At 65.2% G+C, this 19,635-nt stretch carries 19 protein-coding genes and 1 other RNA gene; 12 read left to right on the plus strand and 8 right to left on the minus strand.

What is annotated here, in order from left to right; genetic code table 11:
• Positions 1–183 precede the first annotated feature (183 nt).
• Both ssrA and N5D45_RS05980 read right to left on the minus strand, forming a co-directional pair.
• Positions 184–576: a transfer-messenger RNA gene (gene ssrA, locus N5D45_RS05975) on the minus strand.
• Positions 577–840: 264 nt separating this feature from the next.
• Entirely contained in the window at positions 841–1,902 is a 1,062-nt protein-coding gene (locus tag N5D45_RS05980; RefSeq protein ID WP_279938602.1) for a substrate-binding domain-containing protein, read from the minus strand.
• Between the two features lie 319 nt (positions 1,903–2,221).
• Here N5D45_RS05980 and N5D45_RS05985 point away from each other — a divergent pair, with 319 nt between their 5' ends.
• On the plus strand, positions 2,222–2,410 hold the full coding sequence (locus N5D45_RS05985; RefSeq protein WP_049454717.1) for a hypothetical protein: 189 nt from the start codon (positions 2,222–2,224) through the stop codon (positions 2,408–2,410).
• 139 nt (positions 2,411–2,549) lie between these two features.
• On the opposite strand, the gene N5D45_RS05990 is transcribed toward N5D45_RS05985, so the two are convergent.
• Positions 2,550–4,538, minus strand: a complete 1,989-nt coding sequence (locus tag N5D45_RS05990) for an XVIPCD domain-containing protein (RefSeq protein ID WP_134958172.1) — start codon at positions 4,536–4,538, stop codon at positions 2,550–2,552.
• Positions 4,539–4,698: 160 nt separating this feature from the next.
• Between N5D45_RS05990 and N5D45_RS05995 the strand changes: the two genes are divergently transcribed.
• Positions 4,699–5,130, plus strand: coding sequence for a GNAT family N-acetyltransferase (locus N5D45_RS05995; RefSeq protein WP_279938603.1), 432 nt, complete (start codon positions 4,699–4,701; stop codon positions 5,128–5,130).
• Positions 5,131–5,271: 141 nt separating this feature from the next.
• Positions 5,272–5,844, plus strand: coding sequence for a hypothetical protein (locus N5D45_RS06000; RefSeq protein ID WP_010484444.1), 573 nt, complete (start codon positions 5,272–5,274; stop codon positions 5,842–5,844).
• Positions 5,845–5,970: 126 nt separating this feature from the next.
• On the opposite strand, the gene smpB is transcribed toward N5D45_RS06000, so the two are convergent.
• Positions 5,971–6,474 (minus strand): SsrA-binding protein SmpB, encoded by a 504-nt coding sequence (gene smpB / locus N5D45_RS06005; protein WP_010484447.1) that lies wholly within the window; start codon positions 6,472–6,474, stop codon positions 5,971–5,973.
• A gap of 57 nt (positions 6,475–6,531) precedes the next feature.
• Here smpB and N5D45_RS06010 point away from each other — a divergent pair, with 57 nt between their 5' ends.
• Together N5D45_RS06010 and N5D45_RS06015 are read left to right on the plus strand one after the other, a co-directional pair.
• Positions 6,532–6,957, plus strand: a complete 426-nt coding sequence (locus tag N5D45_RS06010; RefSeq protein ID WP_010484449.1) for a type II toxin-antitoxin system RatA family toxin — start codon at positions 6,532–6,534, stop codon at positions 6,955–6,957.
• A 3-nt stretch (positions 6,958–6,960) separates the two neighbouring features.
• A complete protein-coding gene (locus N5D45_RS06015) occupies positions 6,961–7,218 on the plus strand; it encodes an RnfH family protein (RefSeq protein ID WP_010484451.1) in 258 nt (85 codons plus the stop codon).
• 36 nt (positions 7,219–7,254) lie between these two features.
• Here the strand turns inward: N5D45_RS06015 and bamE are convergent, their stop codons facing one another.
• Positions 7,255–7,647 carry an outer membrane protein assembly factor BamE gene (gene bamE, locus N5D45_RS06020; protein ID WP_010484453.1) on the minus strand — a complete coding sequence of 131 codons (393 nt, stop codon included), beginning with the start codon at positions 7,645–7,647 and terminating at the stop codon, positions 7,255–7,257.
• A 103-nt stretch (positions 7,648–7,750) separates the two neighbouring features.
• On the opposite strand from bamE, the gene fur reads away from it, so the two are divergent.
• Positions 7,751–8,158: a ferric iron uptake transcriptional regulator gene (gene fur / locus N5D45_RS06025; RefSeq protein ID WP_005409235.1), complete on the plus strand. Its 408-nt coding sequence runs from the start codon at positions 7,751–7,753 to the stop codon at positions 8,156–8,158.
• Between the two features lie 59 nt (positions 8,159–8,217).
• Here the strand turns inward: fur and N5D45_RS06030 are convergent, their stop codons facing one another.
• Positions 8,218–9,462: an SGNH/GDSL hydrolase family protein gene (locus N5D45_RS06030; protein WP_279938605.1), complete on the minus strand. Its 1,245-nt coding sequence runs from the start codon at positions 9,460–9,462 to the stop codon at positions 8,218–8,220.
• A 97-nt stretch (positions 9,463–9,559) separates the two neighbouring features.
• Between N5D45_RS06030 and N5D45_RS06035 the strand changes: the two genes are divergently transcribed.
• Positions 9,560–10,477 (plus strand): LysR family transcriptional regulator, encoded by a 918-nt coding sequence (locus N5D45_RS06035; RefSeq protein ID WP_010484459.1) that lies wholly within the window; start codon positions 9,560–9,562, stop codon positions 10,475–10,477.
• A gap of 100 nt (positions 10,478–10,577) precedes the next feature.
• Here N5D45_RS06035 and recN read toward each other — a convergent pair whose 3' ends face one another.
• Positions 10,578–12,239: a DNA repair protein RecN gene (gene recN, locus N5D45_RS06040; RefSeq protein ID WP_049454725.1), complete on the minus strand. Its 1,662-nt coding sequence runs from the start codon at positions 12,237–12,239 to the stop codon at positions 10,578–10,580.
• Positions 12,240–12,354: 115 nt separating this feature from the next.
• Between recN and hrcA the strand changes: the two genes are divergently transcribed.
• The 4 genes from hrcA to dnaJ all read left to right on the plus strand — a co-directional run bounded on the left by hrcA (position 12,355) and on the right by dnaJ (position 17,382).
• On the plus strand, positions 12,355–13,419 hold the full coding sequence (gene hrcA / locus N5D45_RS06045) for a heat-inducible transcriptional repressor HrcA (protein ID WP_010484463.1): 1,065 nt from the start codon (positions 12,355–12,357) through the stop codon (positions 13,417–13,419).
• A 63-nt stretch (positions 13,420–13,482) separates the two neighbouring features.
• Positions 13,483–13,998, plus strand: coding sequence for a nucleotide exchange factor GrpE (gene grpE / locus N5D45_RS06050; protein WP_010484465.1), 516 nt, complete (start codon positions 13,483–13,485; stop codon positions 13,996–13,998).
• A 182-nt stretch (positions 13,999–14,180) separates the two neighbouring features.
• On the plus strand, positions 14,181–16,106 hold the full coding sequence (dnaK, locus tag N5D45_RS06055) for a molecular chaperone DnaK (protein ID WP_010484469.1): 1,926 nt from the start codon (positions 14,181–14,183) through the stop codon (positions 16,104–16,106).
• Between the two features lie 154 nt (positions 16,107–16,260).
• Positions 16,261–17,382: a molecular chaperone DnaJ gene (gene dnaJ, locus N5D45_RS06060; protein WP_010484471.1), complete on the plus strand. Its 1,122-nt coding sequence runs from the start codon at positions 16,261–16,263 to the stop codon at positions 17,380–17,382.
• A gap of 59 nt (positions 17,383–17,441) precedes the next feature.
• On the opposite strand, the gene N5D45_RS06065 is transcribed toward dnaJ, so the two are convergent.
• A complete protein-coding gene (locus N5D45_RS06065) occupies positions 17,442–18,239 on the minus strand; it encodes a helix-turn-helix transcriptional regulator (RefSeq protein WP_043399327.1) in 798 nt (265 codons plus the stop codon).
• A gap of 72 nt (positions 18,240–18,311) precedes the next feature.
• Between N5D45_RS06065 and N5D45_RS06070 the strand changes: the two genes are divergently transcribed.
• Positions 18,312–19,511, plus strand: coding sequence for an MFS transporter (locus N5D45_RS06070; protein ID WP_057503775.1), 1,200 nt, complete (start codon positions 18,312–18,314; stop codon positions 19,509–19,511).
• The last annotated feature ends 124 nt before the right edge of the window (positions 19,512–19,635 follow it).

A 19,635-nucleotide genomic window follows, 5' to 3' on the forward strand; every position in this document is an offset into this window, starting at 1 on the left:
GAAGTGATTTAGTGATGTCGAAGGTGAGAGAAGATGCGTGGTGTCGACATTGCTTGACGGCATCGAATCGCGACTGCGCCTGGGCGGTGAACTCCGCGGCGAGGCGAGGCGGGCAACAAAAAAGCCCGGAAACCCACGTTGGTGGAATTTCCGGGCTTCTCCGGTCCTTGACGAACCGTTCGTTGGTGGAGGTGGGCGGAATTGAACCGCCGTCCGAAGGCACTCCATCCCCAGCACTACATGCTTAGCTCACCGTTGAATCTCATCCCCGAGCAGCACGGTGTGCAAAGCGCACCCGGGAACCAGCCTGTTGTGTTCTAGTGCCGGACTGACAGGCAGCCGCCCAGCGCGATTCCATGATAATGACTCTACGCTGCGAGCATGGACACAAGCAGTTTCGAGGCTCCGCCTAAGTCGGCAGAAGGTCACGCACCGCAGTTTTTAGGCTGCGAGAGCGACCGGAGCGTAGTTGTCGTCGTTGGCAACTAGAGTTTTGCAGCTGGATTTACGAGGAAAGCTACCCCCTCGGCATGCGCCAGGCGACTTCACAACCCCCGTCGAAACCAATGCACCCCCGGTTTCTTCAAGTGCTGCAAGGCTTTGGGGCCAATGCCGTCATAAACGCTGACACTGACCCTGCCCAACGAAACGGATCTTACGGCAATCTTCCTGAACAGTCACGCGCGGTCAGGGCCGACGCTGAAATCGTTCAGCCGCCGCTGCTGTCCAGAGGCGGGCAGCGGGGCAGGGGCCGGCATGACAGCCGGCCCCTGTTTTCCAACGTCGTGATGTCGCATCCCTGCTAGGGGCGCCCCATTCCATTGCAGGCGTCCGGGTTGTTCAGTCCGGTCGAACTACTTGCAAGAGCGAATCGTGTCTGGATCGCCTCACGCCAACTCCTATCCAGTGGGTAGAACCAGTGCGCCCGTAATGTCGCGTCATTAGGCCCTTGATCCTGGCTGGAATCACCTGCGCTTCCGTAGTGATTGAAAAGGAATGAACGAATGGCGCTTGCAACACGCTTGTGGGCGGACTAACGGCACCGATCGTTGCGGGGATGCTCACATATTTGGGCGAGAACCCAATCACGCGGGCCACTTTCGTGGCATCGTCCGGGTTGACCATCATGTCTGGGCCAGTGTATCCAATGCGGCCATTACCAGAATTGACGGTATCAAGCAGCGAGGTGTCTCCCGTTGCCACGGCAGGGAGAAAGTTTGAGGGCGCCATGTTGTTTGAGAACAAGCCGGCGAAGCTCGTCTGGATCGAGAAGCCCGGCGCCGATCCACTCCAGTTGCTTTGCTGTTTGAGACTAGTCCCGAACAAATCAACCGACTTGCATGCCGCAGACAGAAAACGCGTGAGAACTTCAGTGCTACCGCTGCTCTCCGAGCGGTAAACCACAGTGATCGGGCCACTCTGACCCGACGACAAACCCGATGATAGTTGAGACCAGTCCGCTATCTTGCTTGAGAAGACACCACAGATATCGTTGATGGACAGGTCAAGCTTCGCGCCGGGCTTGTTGAAGGGGATCACGACTGGTACGAGCGCCGTGGGAATCTGGATGAGCGCTCCATATTTTTGGTTGGTTGTGGGTACGTTGTAGGCGTTGGTGTAGTCGGACAACTCGGTCGCCGTAAGAACGGAATCGCCTGCCGCAAAATGTACTGTGCCGATGTTCCCGAAGAGACTGGGATCATTGCTTAGAAACGCTTTCTTCTCTTTGCCGGAGCCCGTTACGGCGTAGCTGAAGCTGTTTGGAAGAATGCTGTCTGCTGATCCCTTGTAGAGGTTTGCCGGCACCGAGGCGCCGCCGCCTTGCACTGGGGACTGGGCGTAAGCCAAGTGGAACGGACTGGACAACGAGATAACGAGCAAAGCGGTCCTGATCGATTTCACGTTTACCTCTTGGCGGGCTGCTTTTGCAGAGGGGCGTCAAGGGAGGTTGCACAACGGTTGCTCGAACCCTCCAAGCCCCCCTATCCCTGAAGGACGATTCGATGTTCGATTGAATCAATGACATGCCGCTTAGAAATCCTGTGGAAGATCAAACGGTCATCCTTCTGTGAAGCCATCACGCTGAGAACCGGTGGCCATTGGAGGAGAAGGGCCAGTCCATGGATGGTGGTGCTGCTTTTCTTTTCCCTGCAACAGGCTTGGAGGCGGGTCCAAGGCATGCAGAGGGCGGCACTCTCGCCGCCAGACGCTGGAGAAGGACATGGAAGATGAGCGCCATAAGGCTCAGGTGGTCTCGATGGAGGCCTTCAAGGCAGCCCGGATGGGAAAGATCCCACCGGAGCTGCTGGATATGTATGACGAGCTGACGCGCGATCAGGATGCGTTGGCGCAGATCTCGATCATTCTAGTGGCGGCGCTGCGGAGACGATTGGGCCTGCCGGACCTGTAAGGTCCAAGGGGCCGCCGCGGCGGCCCCTTCAGGAACTGGCGCCGCTGGAAGCGGCATGATTCAGCTATGGCCAGGCATACGCCAGTGGCAGTTCATCGGCGACGCTGGACAGCACAAGCCCTGCTGACCCGGAGACAGGTCATAGTCCTCGCGCCGCCATCAGTCGCGTCTCATGCTCGTGCTCTTGAGTACGCAGATCGCTCTGTGCACGCGATTCAGAGGCCACCTCCAATCTGGAGAAACTGTCCTCGATCGGTGTATTCAACGCCGTCTGATAGTCGAAACCCGCCCGTAGATGCGCCGGGGAGTCGAGTGCCCCCTGCACGACAAAAGCTTGGCCACGATTTCCGACCACAAGGTGATCCACCTGACTCAACCCAGCCCGCTGGGCTGCGATGGTTCCGGCCATCGCCAAACGCTCAACTGCCTGATCCGGCAATCCGCCCTGAGTGCATGCCAGTCTTTCTGCCGCTTGGAAATTCTGCTTGTAGATGGCATTTGCCTCGTGGTCCGAATGGCGCGGATCGAGGGTGGCGGTGCGGCCAGCCGGTGAAAGGGGGGCCGGAGCCTGCTGCTGCGATTGAATCGGCGCATTGAGCAGCGTGCCGTCTGAGCGCGTGAGTTGCGCATTGATCGGGTGGACAGGCCCACGCGGGTCACCGTCCTGCGCCACACGCTGTAGATGCTTGCCGAACTGATCGGCATTACCCTGCAGGCTACGGGCTATCCCGATTGCGAACTCAAGACCATCGCGCTGCGGCTGGTCGCCATAGCCAGCGCGAGCGATACCTGCCAATGGATCGAGATGTCCGAGGGGGCGCTCGACCATCTTCTGGGTTCGCTGCATGAATTCCTGCATCTGCGCTTCGCTGAAGCTGACCGAGACTTTTTCACCGGGACGGATCTGTCCCGGGCCCTCGGTCGATCCAGTTAAAGCCAGGTTCAACCCGGTGGCGATGTTGCGCTCCTCAACGGCTTCGTTTCGGCCACCAACCACCTTGTCCATAAAGCCGGGGGTCGGCACATCCGTGTCGACAAGGAACTGATACCTGCGCGCATCCACGTCCTCGCGGAGCGTTTCTCCGTCACGGATGAAGGCGCGCACAATCGTCAGCTTCACGTTGTCGTCATAGCTCAATTGCTGGGTGACTGTGACCTTGCCGTCGGGAGCCGTGCTCTGGATCGCCGTGCCAGTATTGCGGCGCCCCGCGATATCGGCACTCACCAGGTCATTGACCAGTCCCACTTGCAGCCGCTGCTGGGAGCTGTAGTCCAACCGCTCCAGCTGAGCCACGTTGCTCACGCCCGGCGTCTGATCGGCCACCTGGCCTGTTGCGAGCATTCGGATGTAGGCCGCACGCGCATCCGGGTCGCGCAGGTCAAAGTCGGCGGTCTGCAGTTTGGACTGTCCAAGCGCATCCTGGCGACCGGCCATCACGCGCGCAATGCCTAGATCGACGCCCACGCCCTGCAGGGATTCGATCGCCTTGTTGGGCCCCGTAACGACCCGGACATGGTGTTCGTCCAAACGGCTGATCGCGACACCGACCCCCTCCGCTTCAGTGAGCTGGTTCACCGTTGCGATGTGGCGGAACGCAACTTTCAACTCACTCTGCTGGAATTGCTGGCTATCCAGCAACACCCGGCCACCAATCGGCAGCGTGGTCGGGTTGAAGGGGTTCACTCTGGCAGCTTGCTCAGCCGTTGCAGGAGTGGATTTTCCGGTTTCAGATGCGGTGGTGTCAGGCAGGGAGACGCGATAGCGCACACGGGCACCCACCTGCGATCCGGCTTCAAGCTCGATACCAGCCAGACGCTCTTTGCCTTTGACTTCGGCGCGTGCGCCAACTGCAACCGACGCCTCAAGGCTGAACTGGGTGATGCGTTCGCGCTCGATACGGTTCTCGCCTGCCGTACCCGTTACCTCTGTCACCTTCTTCAACGTGGCGCCTGCAAGAGCCACCTCTGCCTGAGTCTTCTCGATACTACGTCCGGCAACCTTTACAGCGCCGTCTGCGGTCCGGGTAATCGAAGCGCGGTCACCCGGCAGTTTTGCACTGTGCTCAGTGCTAGAGCCGGAGTAGGTGGGGTCAATCGAATCGTCAGGATTGGAGGCCGTCGCAGCCATGCGAACTTCCTATGAAGAGGCGAGCCAGCCCAGAGTATAGACACCCTTCGGTTGATGGGGGGCGGGACGGTTGGCCGTGGCCGTTCTGCCTGACCCCAGCAGCAAAATATTGGGGTTGATAGCATCCAGACTCTCGATCTGCAGCCAATGGAAGGACGCCATGTCGCTTGAAGTCGCCGTAACCGATGATCCCAGCGACGAGGCGCTGGACCTAATTGGCAGTGGCCTGGACCAGTTCAATCTGAACGCAGCGGGTTACGCCGATCGGCGCACGCTGGCGGTGCTGGTCACCGATCAGGCCAGTGGCGAGGTGGTGGGGGGGCTTACCGGGCGAACTTCACTGGGCCTGTGGTTCGTGGATCTGTTCCATCTGCCAGCGGCCTATCGCGGCAACGGGCTGGGATCGCGCGTGCTGAAGGCCGCAGAGGATGAAGCACGGCGTCGTGGTTGCCGTTCCGGCGTGCTGTACACCCTCAGCTTCCAGGCGCCCGACTTCTATGTGAAGCATGGATGGGTCGTGTTCGGCCGGGTGCCATGCGATCCGGTCGGCACATGCAGGGTGTTCCTCAGCAAGGATCTGTCGGCGGGGTGAGTGCTGCGGGCGAGCCGCGCGTCCTGTCAATCCGCAACTTGTTGTAGAGCGTCTGTCATAGCGGATTGCTAACTTCGTGGGCACGAATTTGCGACACACTGGCGACGACCATCCAGGCCAGGACAGACACGGAGACGGTGGGTGACCGATGCAAGCCAACAACGCAGCCTGCGGCAGCTGATCGGACCGGTCGGTGCCGATTACCAGCGACGCGCGTTGCCGCCGGGCTGGGTATGGGCGGTGCTGGCGGTGCTGCTGGCGGCCACCTGGGTGACCGAGTTGCCGGCCACGGCCGCTGCGGCACTGGTCGCCAGCGCGGTGGTGGTGCACTGGTCGCAGCGTGGTCGCATCCATTGGCTGGGGTGGCGCCTGCCGGGCCTGGCGGTGCTGGCGGCCTTGTTGTGGGGGCCGGAAGTGCTGTCGCAGTGGTTCGAGCACGGGTTGGCCGTGGTGCTGATGTCGCTGGCCAGCCTGAGCATTGGTGTGCACGTGTGGCAGTCGCGACAGATGGCCCGCCGGCTGCAGGGTGCGGCCGACGCGCTGGACGATGCCCAGCTGCTGGCGCTGCTGCCGGCTGATGCCGCACAGCTGGCCCAGCAGTGGCGCTCGGGCGATGATCGTTACGCGCCGGAGCTGGCAGTGGTGATGCATCTGGCGGTGATGCACGCGGCACTGGCGCCGCGGGTGCGCAGGCAGGGCATGCTGGCGGGGTGACCAGCGTCTTGTAGAGCCGAGCCTGCGCTCGGCTGCTCTTCTTGCCGAAGCCGAGCGTGGCTCGGCTTTACAGAAAGCCAAAGCAGTCGAGCATGGCTCGACTCTACAGGGTGATGCGCAACCGCCTTACGCGTCGCGGTTGCCGCGACGCATGACACGCTGCTTCTCGATCGCCCAGTCGCGGTCCTTGGCGGCATCGCGCTTGTCGTGGGTCTGCTTGCCCTTGGCCAGCGCGACTTCGAGCTTGATCTTGTTCTTGCTCCAGTACATCGCGGTGGGCACGATCGTGTAGCCATCGCGCTCGACCTTGCCAACCAGCTTGTCGATCTCGCTCCGGTGCAGCAGCAGCTTGCGATCGCGCCGGTCGTTGGCCACGACATGGGTCGAGGCCTGGATCAACGGCGTGATCTGCGCGCCGATCAGGAAGATCTCACCATCCTTCACGTAGGCGTAGGCGTCGACGATGTTGCCGCGGCCAGCACGGATCGATTTCACCTCCCAGCCCTGCAGGGCCAGGCCGGCTTCGAAGCGGTCTTCGATGTGGTACTCGTGGCGGGCACGCTTGTTCAACGCGATGGTTTTGTTGGCCGTCGCGCTCTTTGCTTTATCCTTGCCGCTGTTCTTGCTCATTTCCGTATTGTCTCCGATTCGGGCCCGCCCGGTCGATTGCCGAAACGTCCTGTATTCATGCCTACTATCCGCCGCAGCGCCCTGGTCGAACATTCGGCCGCGCGCATGTTCGACCTGGTCAATGATGTCCAGGCCTATCCGCGCCGTTTCCGCTGGTGTTCGGCTGCCCAGATCCTGGAGCAGGGCGAGGACCGACTGGTAGCGCGCCTGGATCTGGGCCTGGGCTCGTTCAGCACCTGGTTCCAGACTGAAAACACCCTGCAGCGCCCGCACAGCATCGACATGCAGCTGCGCGATGGCCCGTTCAAGCAGCTGCATGGCCGCTGGGAGTTCCATGCGCTGGCCGAAGATGCCTGCAAAGTCACCCTGACCCTGGACTTCGAGCCCAGTTCGCGCCTGCTGGGGCCGGCGCTGGCGTTGGGCTTCCAGAGCCTGGCCGACCGCATGGTCAACGACTTCATCCGCGTTGCCGACGAGGCCTGAGCAATGATCGAGGTCGAGGTGGTGCTGGCCTGGCCGCAGCGGGTGCTCTCGCGCCGGTTGCAGCTGGACGAGGGCGCGACCGTGGCCGAGGCCATTGCCGCTGCTGCGCTGGAAGGCAGTGCAGGCTGCCCGGCGGCGGCCGTGCATGGGGTACTGGCGCGCCCGCAGCAGGTACTGCTGGATGGCGACCGCATCGAGCTGCTACGCCCGTTGCAGGCCGACCCCAAGGACAACCGCCGGCGTCGCGCGCTCGGCGGTTGATTCCTGCCGCCCGTCCGTGCGGACGGGCAGGGGGCGTCAGCGACCCTTCTTCTTCTTGTCCTTCGGCAGATTGCGGCCGAACTGGCGCACGGTCTGCTGGGCCAGGGCCTTGTCGTTACCCGGGAAGTAATCGCCTTCCCAGCGGGTCACGTTGTCATTGTCGAAGAACACGGTGAAGTTCTTCACCTCGGTGCGGCCCAGGCGGTTCACGCGCTGGCTGGAGGTGTAGTCCCAGCGCTGGGCGTGGAACGGGTCCGGAATGGACGGGGTGCCCAGCAGCGCAGTGACCTGCTGCTTGCTCTGCCCGACCTGCAGCTTGGCCACGGCATCTTCCCGGATCAGGTTGCCCTGATAGATGGGTTGCTTGTAGATGATGCCGCACCCGGTGGTGGACAGGGCGACGGCGGCGACCAACAGGAGATTGCGCATCGGGACTGGCGGTTGGGGAAATCAAACCGATGATACACTCCCGGCGTGCCACCGCGACCCAATCCGAGGCAGCTGGCGCTAAATCGCCAATGAACGGAGACCTATGGAAACCCACGACCTGCGAAAAGTCGGCCTGAAGGTGACCCATCCACGGATGCGGATCCTGGCGCTGCTTGAACAGCGCAATGCCCAGCACCACATGACCGCCGAAGATATCTACCGCCAGCTGCTCGAGCATGGCGACGAGATCGGCCTGGCGACGGTCTACCGGGTGTTGACCCAGTTCGAGGCCGCCGGCCTCGTGCTCAAGCACAATTTCGAAGGCGGCCAGGCCGTCTACGAGCTGGACCGTGGCGGCCACCATGACCACATGGTCGACGTGGACAGCGGCAAGATCATCGAGTTCGAGAGCCACGAGATCGAGGAGCTGCAGCGCAAGATCGCTGCCGACCACGGCTACGAGCTGGAAGAGCACTCGCTGGTGCTGTACGTGCGCAAAAAGCGCAAGTAAGCCGTTCCGGCCAGCCGTAGTGCGACGAAACCCCGGGCTTGCCCGGGGTTTTTCGTTGCTTACGGTAGATCCACGCCATGCGTGGATGGCCCCATGAGCACCTCAAGATCGACCGCCTCGGCCATGGCCCGGTTGCCCGCATCGCCCGGGTGCAGGTGGTCACCGGAGTCGTAGGCGGCCGCCATCCGAGACGGATCGGCCGGGTCCCGCAGCGCGGCGTCCAGGTCGATCACCGCGTCAAAAGGGCTGTCCGTGCGCAGCCACGCATTGAGCTGCCGGCGCAGGGCGTCCTTGTCCGGGTGATAGTAGTCAGCCAGCGGCGTGCCGGGCAGGGCGCCGGCGAACGGTGTCAGGGTGGCGCCTACGATCCGCATACCTCGGCCTCGGGCCTGCTCGGCCAGGGCGCGATACCCCGCCTGTAGTTCCGCCAGCGCGGGCCGGGCCTGGTTGCGGGCGAACGCGGTGCCAGGCCAGCTGATGTCGTTGATGCCGATCAGCACGATCACACTGGCCACGCCGGGCTGATCCAGTGCATCGCGCTGCAAGCGGGCCAGAACCGACTCACCCATGCCGTCGCGCAGCAGCCGCCCCCCGGATATACCGGCGTTGACCACGGCGATGCCCCGCGGTGCCAGACGCGCGGCCAGGTGGTCGGTCCAGCGCTGGTCCTGGTCGAGGCTGGCGGTGGCGCCGTCGGTGATCGAGTCGCCGATCACCACCACGCTACGTGCGCGGGCGGCGGCCTCGACCTCGATGCCGGCCAGGAACAGGCGGGCAGTGGTGCTGCTGGCCGCGCTCAGAGCCTGGGCCCGGCTCTGGTCGCCGGGCGCAGTCCAACTGGTCTGGCGGCCTTCCCAATGGAACGTCTGCACCGGCGTCGGCCCGGGCACGAAGATACTGACCTGCAGCGCCTGCCGGTCATCCGTGGCCAGTGACAGCGGATCGCTCAGCCGTTCCTGTCCGGGGCCGATCAGCACCCCGGGCTGGCCGTCGAAACTGAGCGGCTGCGGGGTGGCTCCCGCACGTGCGGCCACGCTGGCCGCCCCGATCCGCAGCGGCTGGGTGCCGTAGGCATTGCTCAGCCGCACCCGCAGCCGGGGCCCGCCCAGGCTGATGCGCGCGGTCTGGCGGAAGGTCTGGTCATGCAACGTGGCCGGGACCAGGGTCGGGAACAGAAAATCCGCGCCCCAGACCGGTTGCGGGCTGGCCTGCCAGCTGGCAACCCAGTGCGGGGCGGATGCGGCACTGGCGACGCCGGACAGGGCGAGCAGGATGGTGGCGGTAAGGTGGCTCAGGCGGTTCATCGGGCGGTCCCGGGTGGAGGGAACACCATGGTGATTCCGTGGTTATCTGTGAACTAGACTGCGCATGGATAATCATCTGTGAACTGGATTCATTGCCATGGCGCGACCAGACATCAACCGATCCGGCGAGCTGGAAGTGTTCGTGCGGGTGATCGAGACCGGTGGCTTCTCCGCCGCCGCCCGCACCCTGGACATGACGCCCTCGGCGGTGAGCAAGCTGGTGGCCCGGCTGGAACAGCGGCTGGGCACGCGCCTGCTGCAACGCTCCACCCGCCAGCTACAGCTGACCCCGGAAGGCTGCGCGTTCTATGAACGTGGCCTGCGCGTGCTGGCCGACCTGGAGGAGGCCGAACGCTGCGCCAGCGCACATGCCGAGCCGCGCGGACGGCTGCGGGTCAATTCCAACGTGCCGTTTGGCCAGCACTTCCTGTTGCCGCTGCTGCCGGCGTTCCTGGAGCGCAACCCGCAGGTGGGCGTGGACCTGACCCTCAACGACGAGGTGATCGACCTGCTGGAGCAGCGCACCGATGTGGCGGTGCGGGCCGGGCCGCTGAAGAGCTCTAGCCTGGTGGCGCGGCGGCTGGGCGCGACGCGGATGATGATCGTGGCCGCGCCGGCCTACGCGCAGCGGCATGGGCTGCCGCGCGACGCTGAGGAGCTGCAGTCGCACAATCGGCTGGACATCGGCCATGCCCGGGCGATGCAGGGCTGGCCATTGCTGCAGGACGGACGCGAGCGGATGGTGCTGCCCAGTGGCAATGCCCGCGCCAGCAACGGTGATGCACTGCGGCAGCTGGTGCTGGGTGGTCTGGGCATGGCACGGCTGGCAGCGTTCCAGGTGCAGGCCGACATCGCTGCCGGACGCCTGCTGCCGGTGCTGGAGGAAGCCAATCCCGGTGACCTGGAAGAGGTGCACGCGGTGTTCCTGGGGCAGGGCGGCTACCTGCCGCTGCGGGTGCGCGCGTTCCTGGATTACCTGGTGGAAACGGTGGACCTGGCACGGCCCTTGGGGTGAGAGCGCCGGCGGACAGAAGCCGAGCATGGGCTCGGCTCTACATGTCGGTTTCGTTCGGGACGTTCCTGTAGAGCCGAGCCCATGCTCGGCCCGGTCGGCGTTACACCTGCAGCAGCTTGCGCGCAGCGGCGCGCGCTTCCTTGCTCACTTCCACGCCGCCGAGCATGCGTGCCAGCTCTTCCTCGCGCGCCTTGCTGTCCAGTTTTTCCACCGCGCTCTGGGTCATGCCTTCCACTGGCGCCTTGCTGACCCGGTAATGCGCGTGGCCCTTGGAGGCGACCTGTGGCAGGTGGGTCACGCACAGCACCTGGCGCTTCTCGCCGAGGGCGCGCAGCTTCTGGCCGACAATGTCGGCCACGGCGCCGCCGATGCCGGAGTCGACCTCGTCGAACACCATGGTCGGCACCGCATCCAGGTCCAGCGCGGCCACTTCGATGGCCAGCGAAATGCGCGACAGTTCACCGCCTGAGGCCACCTTGCGCAGTGCGCGCGGCGGCTGGCCGGCATTGGCCGCGACCAGGAACTCCACGCGCTCGGCACCCTGCGGATCGGGCTTGCCGGCATCCTGCGGCTCCAGCTCGATCAGGAACTGGCCACCGCCCATGCCGAGCTCGGCGATGATGCCGGTGGTGGTGGCCGACAGTTCGGCAGCAGCGCTGCGACGGCTGGCGGTCAGCACTTCAGCCTGCACACGCCAGGCGGCGGCGGCCTTGTCGATCTCGCCGGCCAGGCGCTGCAGGCGTTCGTCGGCGCCGCGCAGCTGCTCCACTTCGGCGTGCATGCGCTCGCGCTGCGCGCCCAGCTCGTCCATCGGCACGCGGTGCTTGCGGGCCAGGTCGTGCAGGCGGCCGAGACGGCGCTCGTTCTCTTCGAACTGCTCCGGGTCGGCATCGAGGTCATCGTGCACCCGGTCCAGCAGCGACAGGGCTTCGTGCAGCTGGATCGAGGCGTTCTCGATCAGGCCGTCCACCTCGCCCAGGCGCGGGTCGTGTTCGATCAGGCGCGACAGTTCGTGGCGCACCTGCTGCAGCAGGTCCAGCGCGGAGCTGCCGTCATCGCCGTTGAGCTGGTTGCTGGCGGCCTGGCAGGCGCTCAGCAGGGCGCTGGCGTGGGCCTGGCGGCGATGGCTGGCACCGAGCGCCACGATCGACTCCGGCTCCAGGTCTTCGCGGTCCAGTTCGCGCAGCTGGTGCTCCAGGAAGCCGATCCGGTCACTCACGTCGCCCTGTTGCGACAGCGCCAGCGATTCATCGACCAGTGCCTGCCATGCGGCCGCGGCGCGGCGCACCTGGCGGCGCTCGTTCTCGTTGCCGGCATAGGCATCCAGCAGGGCCAGCTGCGACGGGCGCGCCAGCAGAGCCTGCTGTTCGTGCTGGCCGTGGATCTCCACCAGCAACGAGGCCAGGTCGCCCAGCTGGGCCAGGGTCACCGGGCGGCCATTGATCCACGCCCGCGAACCGCCGTCTGCACGGATCACGCGGCGCAGCTGGCATTGTTCTTCGTCGTCCAGCTCGTTGTCGGCCAGCCACTGGCGCGCGGCCTGCAGCTGGTCCAGCGTGAACTCGGCCGAAAGCTCGGCGCGCGCGGCGCCGTGGCGGACCACGCCGCTGTCGGCGCGCAGGCCGGACAGGAAGCCCAGCGCGTCGACCATCAGCGACTTGCCGGCGCCGGTCTCGCCTGAAACGACGGTCATGCCTGGCCCGAACTCCAGTTCGGTGGCGCGGACGACGGCAAAATCCTTGATCGAAAGATGTCTGAGCATGGGTAAGGGGGTATCAGCAGCCGCGCAACGCTAGCACGTGGGCGAGGGAGGTCCAATGACTTGCCAAGGTGATGCGCCGCCATTATCTAGTGTCCGTGTCTCACAGGTTGATTCCATGCACGGTTCTCCCGACCAGCTTGCCCCGCGTGCGCGCCATCTGCTGCGCACGCTGATCGCGCGTTACATCCAGGACGGTGAGCCGGTCGGCTCGCAGACGTTGGCGCGCGTGGCCGGCCTGGAGGTCAGCCCGGCCACCATCCGCAACATCCTCGGCGACCTGGAGGACCTGGGGCTGCTGGCCTCGCCGCACACCTCGGCCGGGCGCGTCCCGACCGCACACGGCTACCGGGTGTTCGTCGACAGCCTGCTGCAGATGCAGCCGCCGGGCGAGGGCGAGCTGGCCCGGTTGCGTCAGGAACTGGCTGGCGGCGGCAGCACCCAGGCCCTGCTCGGCAGCGCCTCGGAGCTGCTGTCGGCCATGAGCCACTTCGTCGGCGTGGTCAGCGCGCCGCGGCGCGAGCAGTTCGCCTTCCGCCAGATCGATTTCGTGGCGCTGGACGGGCGCCGCGTACTGGCGATCCTGGTGTTCGCCGACAACGAGGTGCAGAACCGGGTCATCGAGACCCGGCAGGAGTTCGCGCCAGGCCAGCTGGAGCAGGTCGCCAACTACCTCAATGCCCATTTCGCCGGCCTGCCGATGGCCGAGATCCGCACCCGCCTGCTGCTGGAACTGCGCGACGCCCGCTCCGAGCTGGAACAGCTGCTGGCGCACAGCATCGAGCTGGCCGAGCAGGCCCTGCAGCCAGCGGCCGACGACATGCTGGTGGCCGGCCAGACCCGCCTGATGGGGGTGCAGGACCTGTCCGACCTGGAGCGCCTGCGTGAACTGTTCGAGCTGTTCTCCAGCAAGCGCGAGATCCTGCAGCTGCTGGAGCGGACCATCCAGGCGCCGGGCGTGCGCATCTTCATCGGCGAGGAGACCGGGATGATGCCGCTGCAGGGCGTCTCGCTGGTCACCGCCCCGTACACGGCCAACGGCCAGGTGCTGGGCGTGCTGGGCGTGATCGGCCCCAAGCGGATGGCCTACGACCGCATGATCCCGCTGGTGCAGGCCACCGCCGATGTGCTCGGCGCGGCCTTTTCACCCGCCGGGCGCACTCCCGGAACATCCGACGCTTGAAACGCAGCATCCCGCCCACACTAGGGTGGGTGGAGGCGGAGAGTGACCGCCAGGGACCCAGACATGAACCACGAACAGCCAGATATCGAATCCCAGCAGAGTGCCGCTGATGCGGCTGCCGCCGCCGGCGTCAACGACGAAGTGGAGCGCCTGCGCGCCGAAGTCGAGCAGATCAAGGCCGATGCGCTGCGTGAGCGCGCCGACCTGGAGAACCAGCGCAAGCGCGTGGCCCGTGACATCGAGCAGGCCCGCAAGTTCGCCAACGAGAAGCTGCTCGGCGAGCTGCTGCCGGTGTTCGACAGCCTGGATGCCGGCCTGAAGGCCGCCGGCGACGACCCGCACCCGCTGCGCGAAGGCCTGGAGCTGACCTACAAGCAGCTGCTGAAGGTTGCCGCCGACAACGGTCTGGTCCTGCTGGACCCGACTGGCCAGCCGTTCAACCCGGAACACCACCAGGCCATCAGCCAGGTGCCGGCCCCGGGCGCGGCCCCCGGCAGCGTGGTGACCGTGTTCCAGAAGGGCTACCTGCTGAACGAGCGCCTGCTGCGGCCGGCGCTGGTGGTGGTGGCCGCCGATTGATTGACTGGGCCGGGTGATGCCCGGCCCCGGTCGAGCCAGGCCATGCCTGGCAAGGTTTTCCAGGCGCTGAACACAGCGTTCGGGAGATGGCTTGAATGTTCCACGAGCCTCCCCCACATCGTATTCATCCACCGGCCGAACGGCCGGACTGACCCCAACAAGCATCCTCAGGAGTCTCCCCCATGGGCAAGATCATTGGTATCGACCTCGGCACCACCAACTCGTGCGTGGCGATCATGGACGGCGGCAAGGCCCGCGTCATCGAGAATTCGGAAGGCGATCGCACCACCCCGTCGATCGTCGCCTACACCAAGGACGGCGAAGTCCTGGTCGGCGCCTCGGCCAAGCGCCAGGCCGTGACCAACCCGAAGAACACCTTCTACGCGGTGAAGCGCCTGATCGGCCGCAAGTTCACCGACGCCGAAGTGCAGAAGGACATCGCGCACGTCCCCTACAGCATCCTCGCCCATGACAATGGCGATGCCTGGGTGGCCACCAGCGACGGCAAGAAGATGGCGCCGCAGGAAATCTCGGCCAAGGTGCTGGAAAAGATGAAGAAGACCGCCGAGGACTTCCTCGGTGAGAAGGTCACCGAAGCGGTCATCACCGTGCCGGCCTACTTCAACGACAGCCAGCGCCAGGCGACCAAGGACGCCGGCCGCATCGCCGGCCTGGACGTCAAGCGCATCATCAACGAGCCGACCGCGGCCGCGCTGGCCTATGGCCTGGACAAGGGCGACAACAAGGATCGCAAGATCGTGGTGTACGACCTGGGCGGCGGCACCTTCGACGTCTCGGTGATCGAGATCGCCAACGTCGACGGCGAAAAGCAGTTCGAAGTGCTGGCCACCAACGGCGACACCTTCCTGGGCGGCGAAGACTTCGACAACCGCGTCATCGAGTACCTGGTTGAAGAGTTCAACAAGGACCAGGGCATCGACCTGCGCAAGGATCCGCTGGCCCTGCAGCGCCTGAAGGACGCTGCCGAGCGCGCCAAGATCGAGCTGTCCAGCGCCCAGCAGACCGAAGTGAACCTGCCGTACGTCACCGCTGACGCGTCGGGTCCGAAGCACCTGAACATCAAGCTGACCCGCGCCAAGCTGGAAGCGCTGGTGGACGACCTGATCAAGAAGTCGATCGAGCCGTGCCGCGTCGCCCTGAACGATGCCGGCCTGCGTTCGAGCGACATCAGCGAAGTGATCCTGGTCGGCGGCCAGACCCGCATGCCGAAGGTGCAGCAGGCGGTGACCGAGTTCTTCGGCAAGGAACCGCGCAAGGACGTCAACCCCGACGAGGCCGTGGCACTGGGTGCGGCGATCCAGGGCGGCGTGCTGGGTGGCGACGTCAAGGACGTGCTGCTGCTGGACGTGACCCCGCTGTCGCTGGGCATCGAAACCATGGGTGGCGTGTTCACCAAGATCATCGAGAAGAACACCACCATCCCGACCAAGGCCTCGCAGGTGTTCTCCACCGCCGAGGACAACCAGTCGGCCGTGACCGTGCACGTGCTGCAGGGTGAGCGCGAACAGGCCCGCTTCAACAAGTCGCTGGCCAAGTTCGACCTGTCCGGCATCGAGCCGGCGCCGCGTGGCCTGCCGCAGGTGGAAGTGTCCTTCGACATCGACGCCAACGGCATCCTGCACGTGTCGGCCAAGGACAAGAAGACCAACAAGGAACAGAAGGTCGAGATCAAGGCCGGTTCGGGTCTGTCCGAGGAAGAGATCGCACGCATGGTCGCCGACGCGGAAGCCAACCGCGAAGAAGACAAGAAGTTCCAGGAACTGGTGCAGGCCCGCAACCAGGCCGACGCCCTGATCCACGGCACCCGCAGCGCGATCACCGAGCACGGCAGCAAGGTCGGTGGCGAAGTGATCGGCAAGGTCGAGGCGGCCCTGGCCGATCTGGAAACCGCGATGAAGGGTGACGACAAGGCACAGATCGAAGCCAAGTCGAAGGCGCTGGAAGAAGCTGGCCAGTCGCTGTTCGCTGCCGCTTCGGCCGACCAGGGCGGTGCTGCCCCGGGTGCCGACGCCGGCAACGCAGGCAAGGCGCAGGATGACGTGGTCGACGCCGAGTTCACCGAAGTCAAGGACGACAAGAAGTCCTGATCCGGACCGACACGGGACGCTGGCCATCAGCGTCCCGTTGTCGCATCAGGGTCCTGACCGCCCACCGGCGTGTCGGGGCGCCCGACGCAAGAGCGGACCTGGTTCCGCTCTTCCGCTTTGACGAATCCCGACTTTCCGGAACCCGATTCACGATATGAGCAAGCGCGATTACTACGAAGTGCTGGGCGTTGCCCGCACCGCCACCGACGACGAGCTGAAGAAGGCTTACCGCCGCTGCGCGATGAAGTTCCACCCGGACCGCAATCCGGGCGATACGGCGGCCGAAGCCTCCTTCAAGGAGTGCAAGGAAGCCTACGAAGTACTGTCCGACGGCAACAAGCGCCGCATGTATGACAGCCACGGCCACGCCGCGTTCGAGCACGGCATGGGCGGCGGTGGTCCGGGCGGCCCGGACATGAACGATATCTTCGGCGATATCTTCGGCAACATCTTTGGTGGCGGCGGTGGTCCGCGTCAGGCCCGTCGCGGCGCCGACATCGGCTACGTGATGGAGCTGGACCTGGAAGAAGCCGTGCGCGGCGTCGAGCGCCGCATCGAGATTCCGACCCTGGCCGAGTGCGGCGACTGCGATGGCAGTGGCTCCGAAGACGGCAAGGTCGAGACCTGCAACGTCTGCCATGGCCGTGGCCAGGTGCGCATCCAGCGCGGCATCTTCGCCATGCAGCAGGCCTGCCACAACTGCGGCGGCCGTGGCCAGATCATCGCCAAGCCCTGCAAGACCTGCCATGGCAACGGCCGTGTCGAGGAAGACAAGGTGCTGTCGGTGAAGGTGCCGGCCGGCGTCGACACCGGCGATCGCATCCGCCTGCAGGGCGAGGGCGAAGCCGGTCCGGCCGGTACGCCGCCGGGTGATCTGTACGTGGAAGTGCGCGTGCGCGAGCATGCGATCTTCCAGCGCGATGGCGACGACCTGCACTGCGAAGTGCCGATCCGCATCTCGCAGGCCGCACTGGGCGACACTGTGCGCGTGGCCACGTTGGGCGGTGAGGCGGAGATCCGCATCCCGGCCGAGACCCAGACCGGCAAGCTGTTCCGCCTGCGTGGCAAGGGCGTACGTTCGGTGCGCAGCCGCAGCGAGGGCGACCTGTACTGCCGTGTGGTGGTGGAGACCCCGGTCAACCTCACCAACGAGCAGCGCAAGCTGCTGGAGCAGTTCGAAGCCACCTTCGTCGGTGAGGAAGCGCGCAAGCATTCGCCGAAGTCGGCCACCTTCATCGATGGCGTGAAGGGCTTCTGGGACCGCATGACGTCCTGAGTTCTCAACGCAAGCGTTGAACGCTAGCGCCGGGCCATGCCCGGCGTTTTCGTATGCGGTCAGCGGAAAAACGCCGCGGGTGTCTGCCCCAGCTGCCGCTTGAACATGCTGGTGAACGCGCTCGGGCTGTCGTAACCCATCGCCAACGCGACATCGATGACCTTGTCACCGACCGCCAGCCGTTCCAGTGCGGCCAGCAGCCGCGCCTGTTGTCGCCACTGCCCGAAGGTCATGCCCAGTTCGCTGGCGAAATGGCGCTGGATGGTTTTCACGTCCACCTGCAGCGCCTGCGCCCAATCCTGCAACGTGGCGTCGTCGCCGGGATGCTTCTGGATGTGCTGGCAGATCCGCTGCAGGCGCGGGTCGGTGGGGGAGGGCAGGTGCAGCGGCAGCACGTCCATGCGGTGCAGCTCGTCCAGCAGCAGGCGTACCAGGCGGCCGTCGCGGCTGTCGTCCACATGCGCGGTCTCGATCAGGCTGGCGGCCAGCAGCAGCTCGCGCAGCAGCGGTGCTACCTGTACTGCGAACGCCTCGTCCGGCAGCTGCGGCGCGAAGTCCGGCTCCACGTACAGGCTGCGCATGTGTACTTCGGCGATGCAGTCCACCGCATGGGCCATGCCGGCCGGCACCCAGATCGCGCGGGTCGAAGGCACCACCCAGCGGCCGCCGTCCGCACGCACCACCATCAGTCCGGACATGGCGAACACCAGCTGGTGACGGCGGTGCCGGTGGGGCGCGATGTGGGTGCCGGGCTTGTAGTGGCGGGCGCGGCAGGTTACTGGGCGGTGCACCGGAACCTCGTTCCACGGTGCAGTCTCGCGGACCGGGCAGGGGGTGTCCTTTTTGCGATATGCCATGACCCGAACGCGGCAGAAGGGAGGGGGAGGTCACCGTAGCATGCGGTGCTCGCCCCCAACCTGACTGCGTCCATGTCGACCCTGGCTTCTCCTGCAACGACCTCACGCCCGGTGGCCCCCGGCGTGCTGGCCGCCATCTCCACCTCGCATGTCGTCAACGACATGATGCAGTCGCTGATCCTGGCCATCTATCCGGTGATCAAGGGCGGCTTCAACCTGAGCTTCACCCAGATCGGCCTGATCACGCTGACCTACCAGCTCACCGCCTCGATCTTCCAGCCCTTGATCGGCATGGCCACCGACCGCCGCCCGGCGCCGTACTCGCTGCCGATCGGCATGGCCTCGACCCTGTGCGGCATGCTGCTGCTGGGCTTCGCACCGAACTACGCGGTGGTGCTGATGGCGGCGGCGATGGTCGGCATTGGTTCGGCCATCTTCCATCCGGAAGCCTCGCGCATCGCGCGGCTGGCCTCGGGCGGTCGCCATGGTTTTGCACAGTCGGTGTTCCAGGTCGGCGGCAACTTCGGTACCGCGCTGGGCCCGCTGATTGCCGCGGCGGTGATCGTGCCGTATGGCCAGCATGCCGCATCGTGGTTTGCCGGCGCCGCCCTGATCGGCATCGCATTGCTTACCTATGTGGGCCGCTGGTATGCACTGCACCTGGGCACACCGCGTCCGGCCAGCACCGCGTCGATGGCCCCGCGGCATCCGTCGCGCACCGTGGCCAAGGTGCTGGCGATCCTGCTGGTGCTGATCTTCAGCAAATACTTCTACATGGCCAGCATCGGCAGCTACTTCACCTTCTACCTGATCCACCACTTCGGCATTCCGGTGGCACAGGCGCAGCTGCATCTGTTCGCGTTCCTGGTGGCATCCGCTGCCGGTGGCTTCCTCGGCGGCCCGCTGGGTGATCGCATCGGCCGCAAGCCGATCATCTGGACCTCGATCTTCGGCGTGGCCCCGTTCGCGTTGATGCTGCCGCATGCGGATCTGTTCTGGACCACGGTACTGGCCGTGCTGATCGGTTTCGTGTTGTCGTCAGCGTTCTCGGCGATCGTGGTGTATGCGCAGGAGATGATGCCGCACCGCATCGGCATGGTGTCCGGCCTGTTCTTCGGCTTCGCGTTTGGCATGGGCGGACTGGGTGCGGCCGTGCTCGGCCTGCTGGCGGACAAGACCAGCATTGAGTACGTCTACCAGCTGACCGCGTTCCTGCCGCTACTCGGCATCGTGGCGGCGTGGCTGCCGCCGTCGCGGCCTGCTGCTCACTGAGAGGTTTTGGTTTGCAGGGCTTGCAGCCCTGCACCCGCCGAAGCAACGTCAACGTCAACAGCAGAAGCTGGCTATCCGTGGGTTGGCGGGGTGGGTCCGGTTGAGGGGGACGCTGCAAGTACGT

Source organism: Stenotrophomonas sp. GD03819 (assembly GCF_029841665.1).
In the GTDB taxonomy this organism is placed as follows: domain Bacteria; phylum Pseudomonadota; class Gammaproteobacteria; order Xanthomonadales; family Xanthomonadaceae; genus Stenotrophomonas; species Stenotrophomonas geniculata.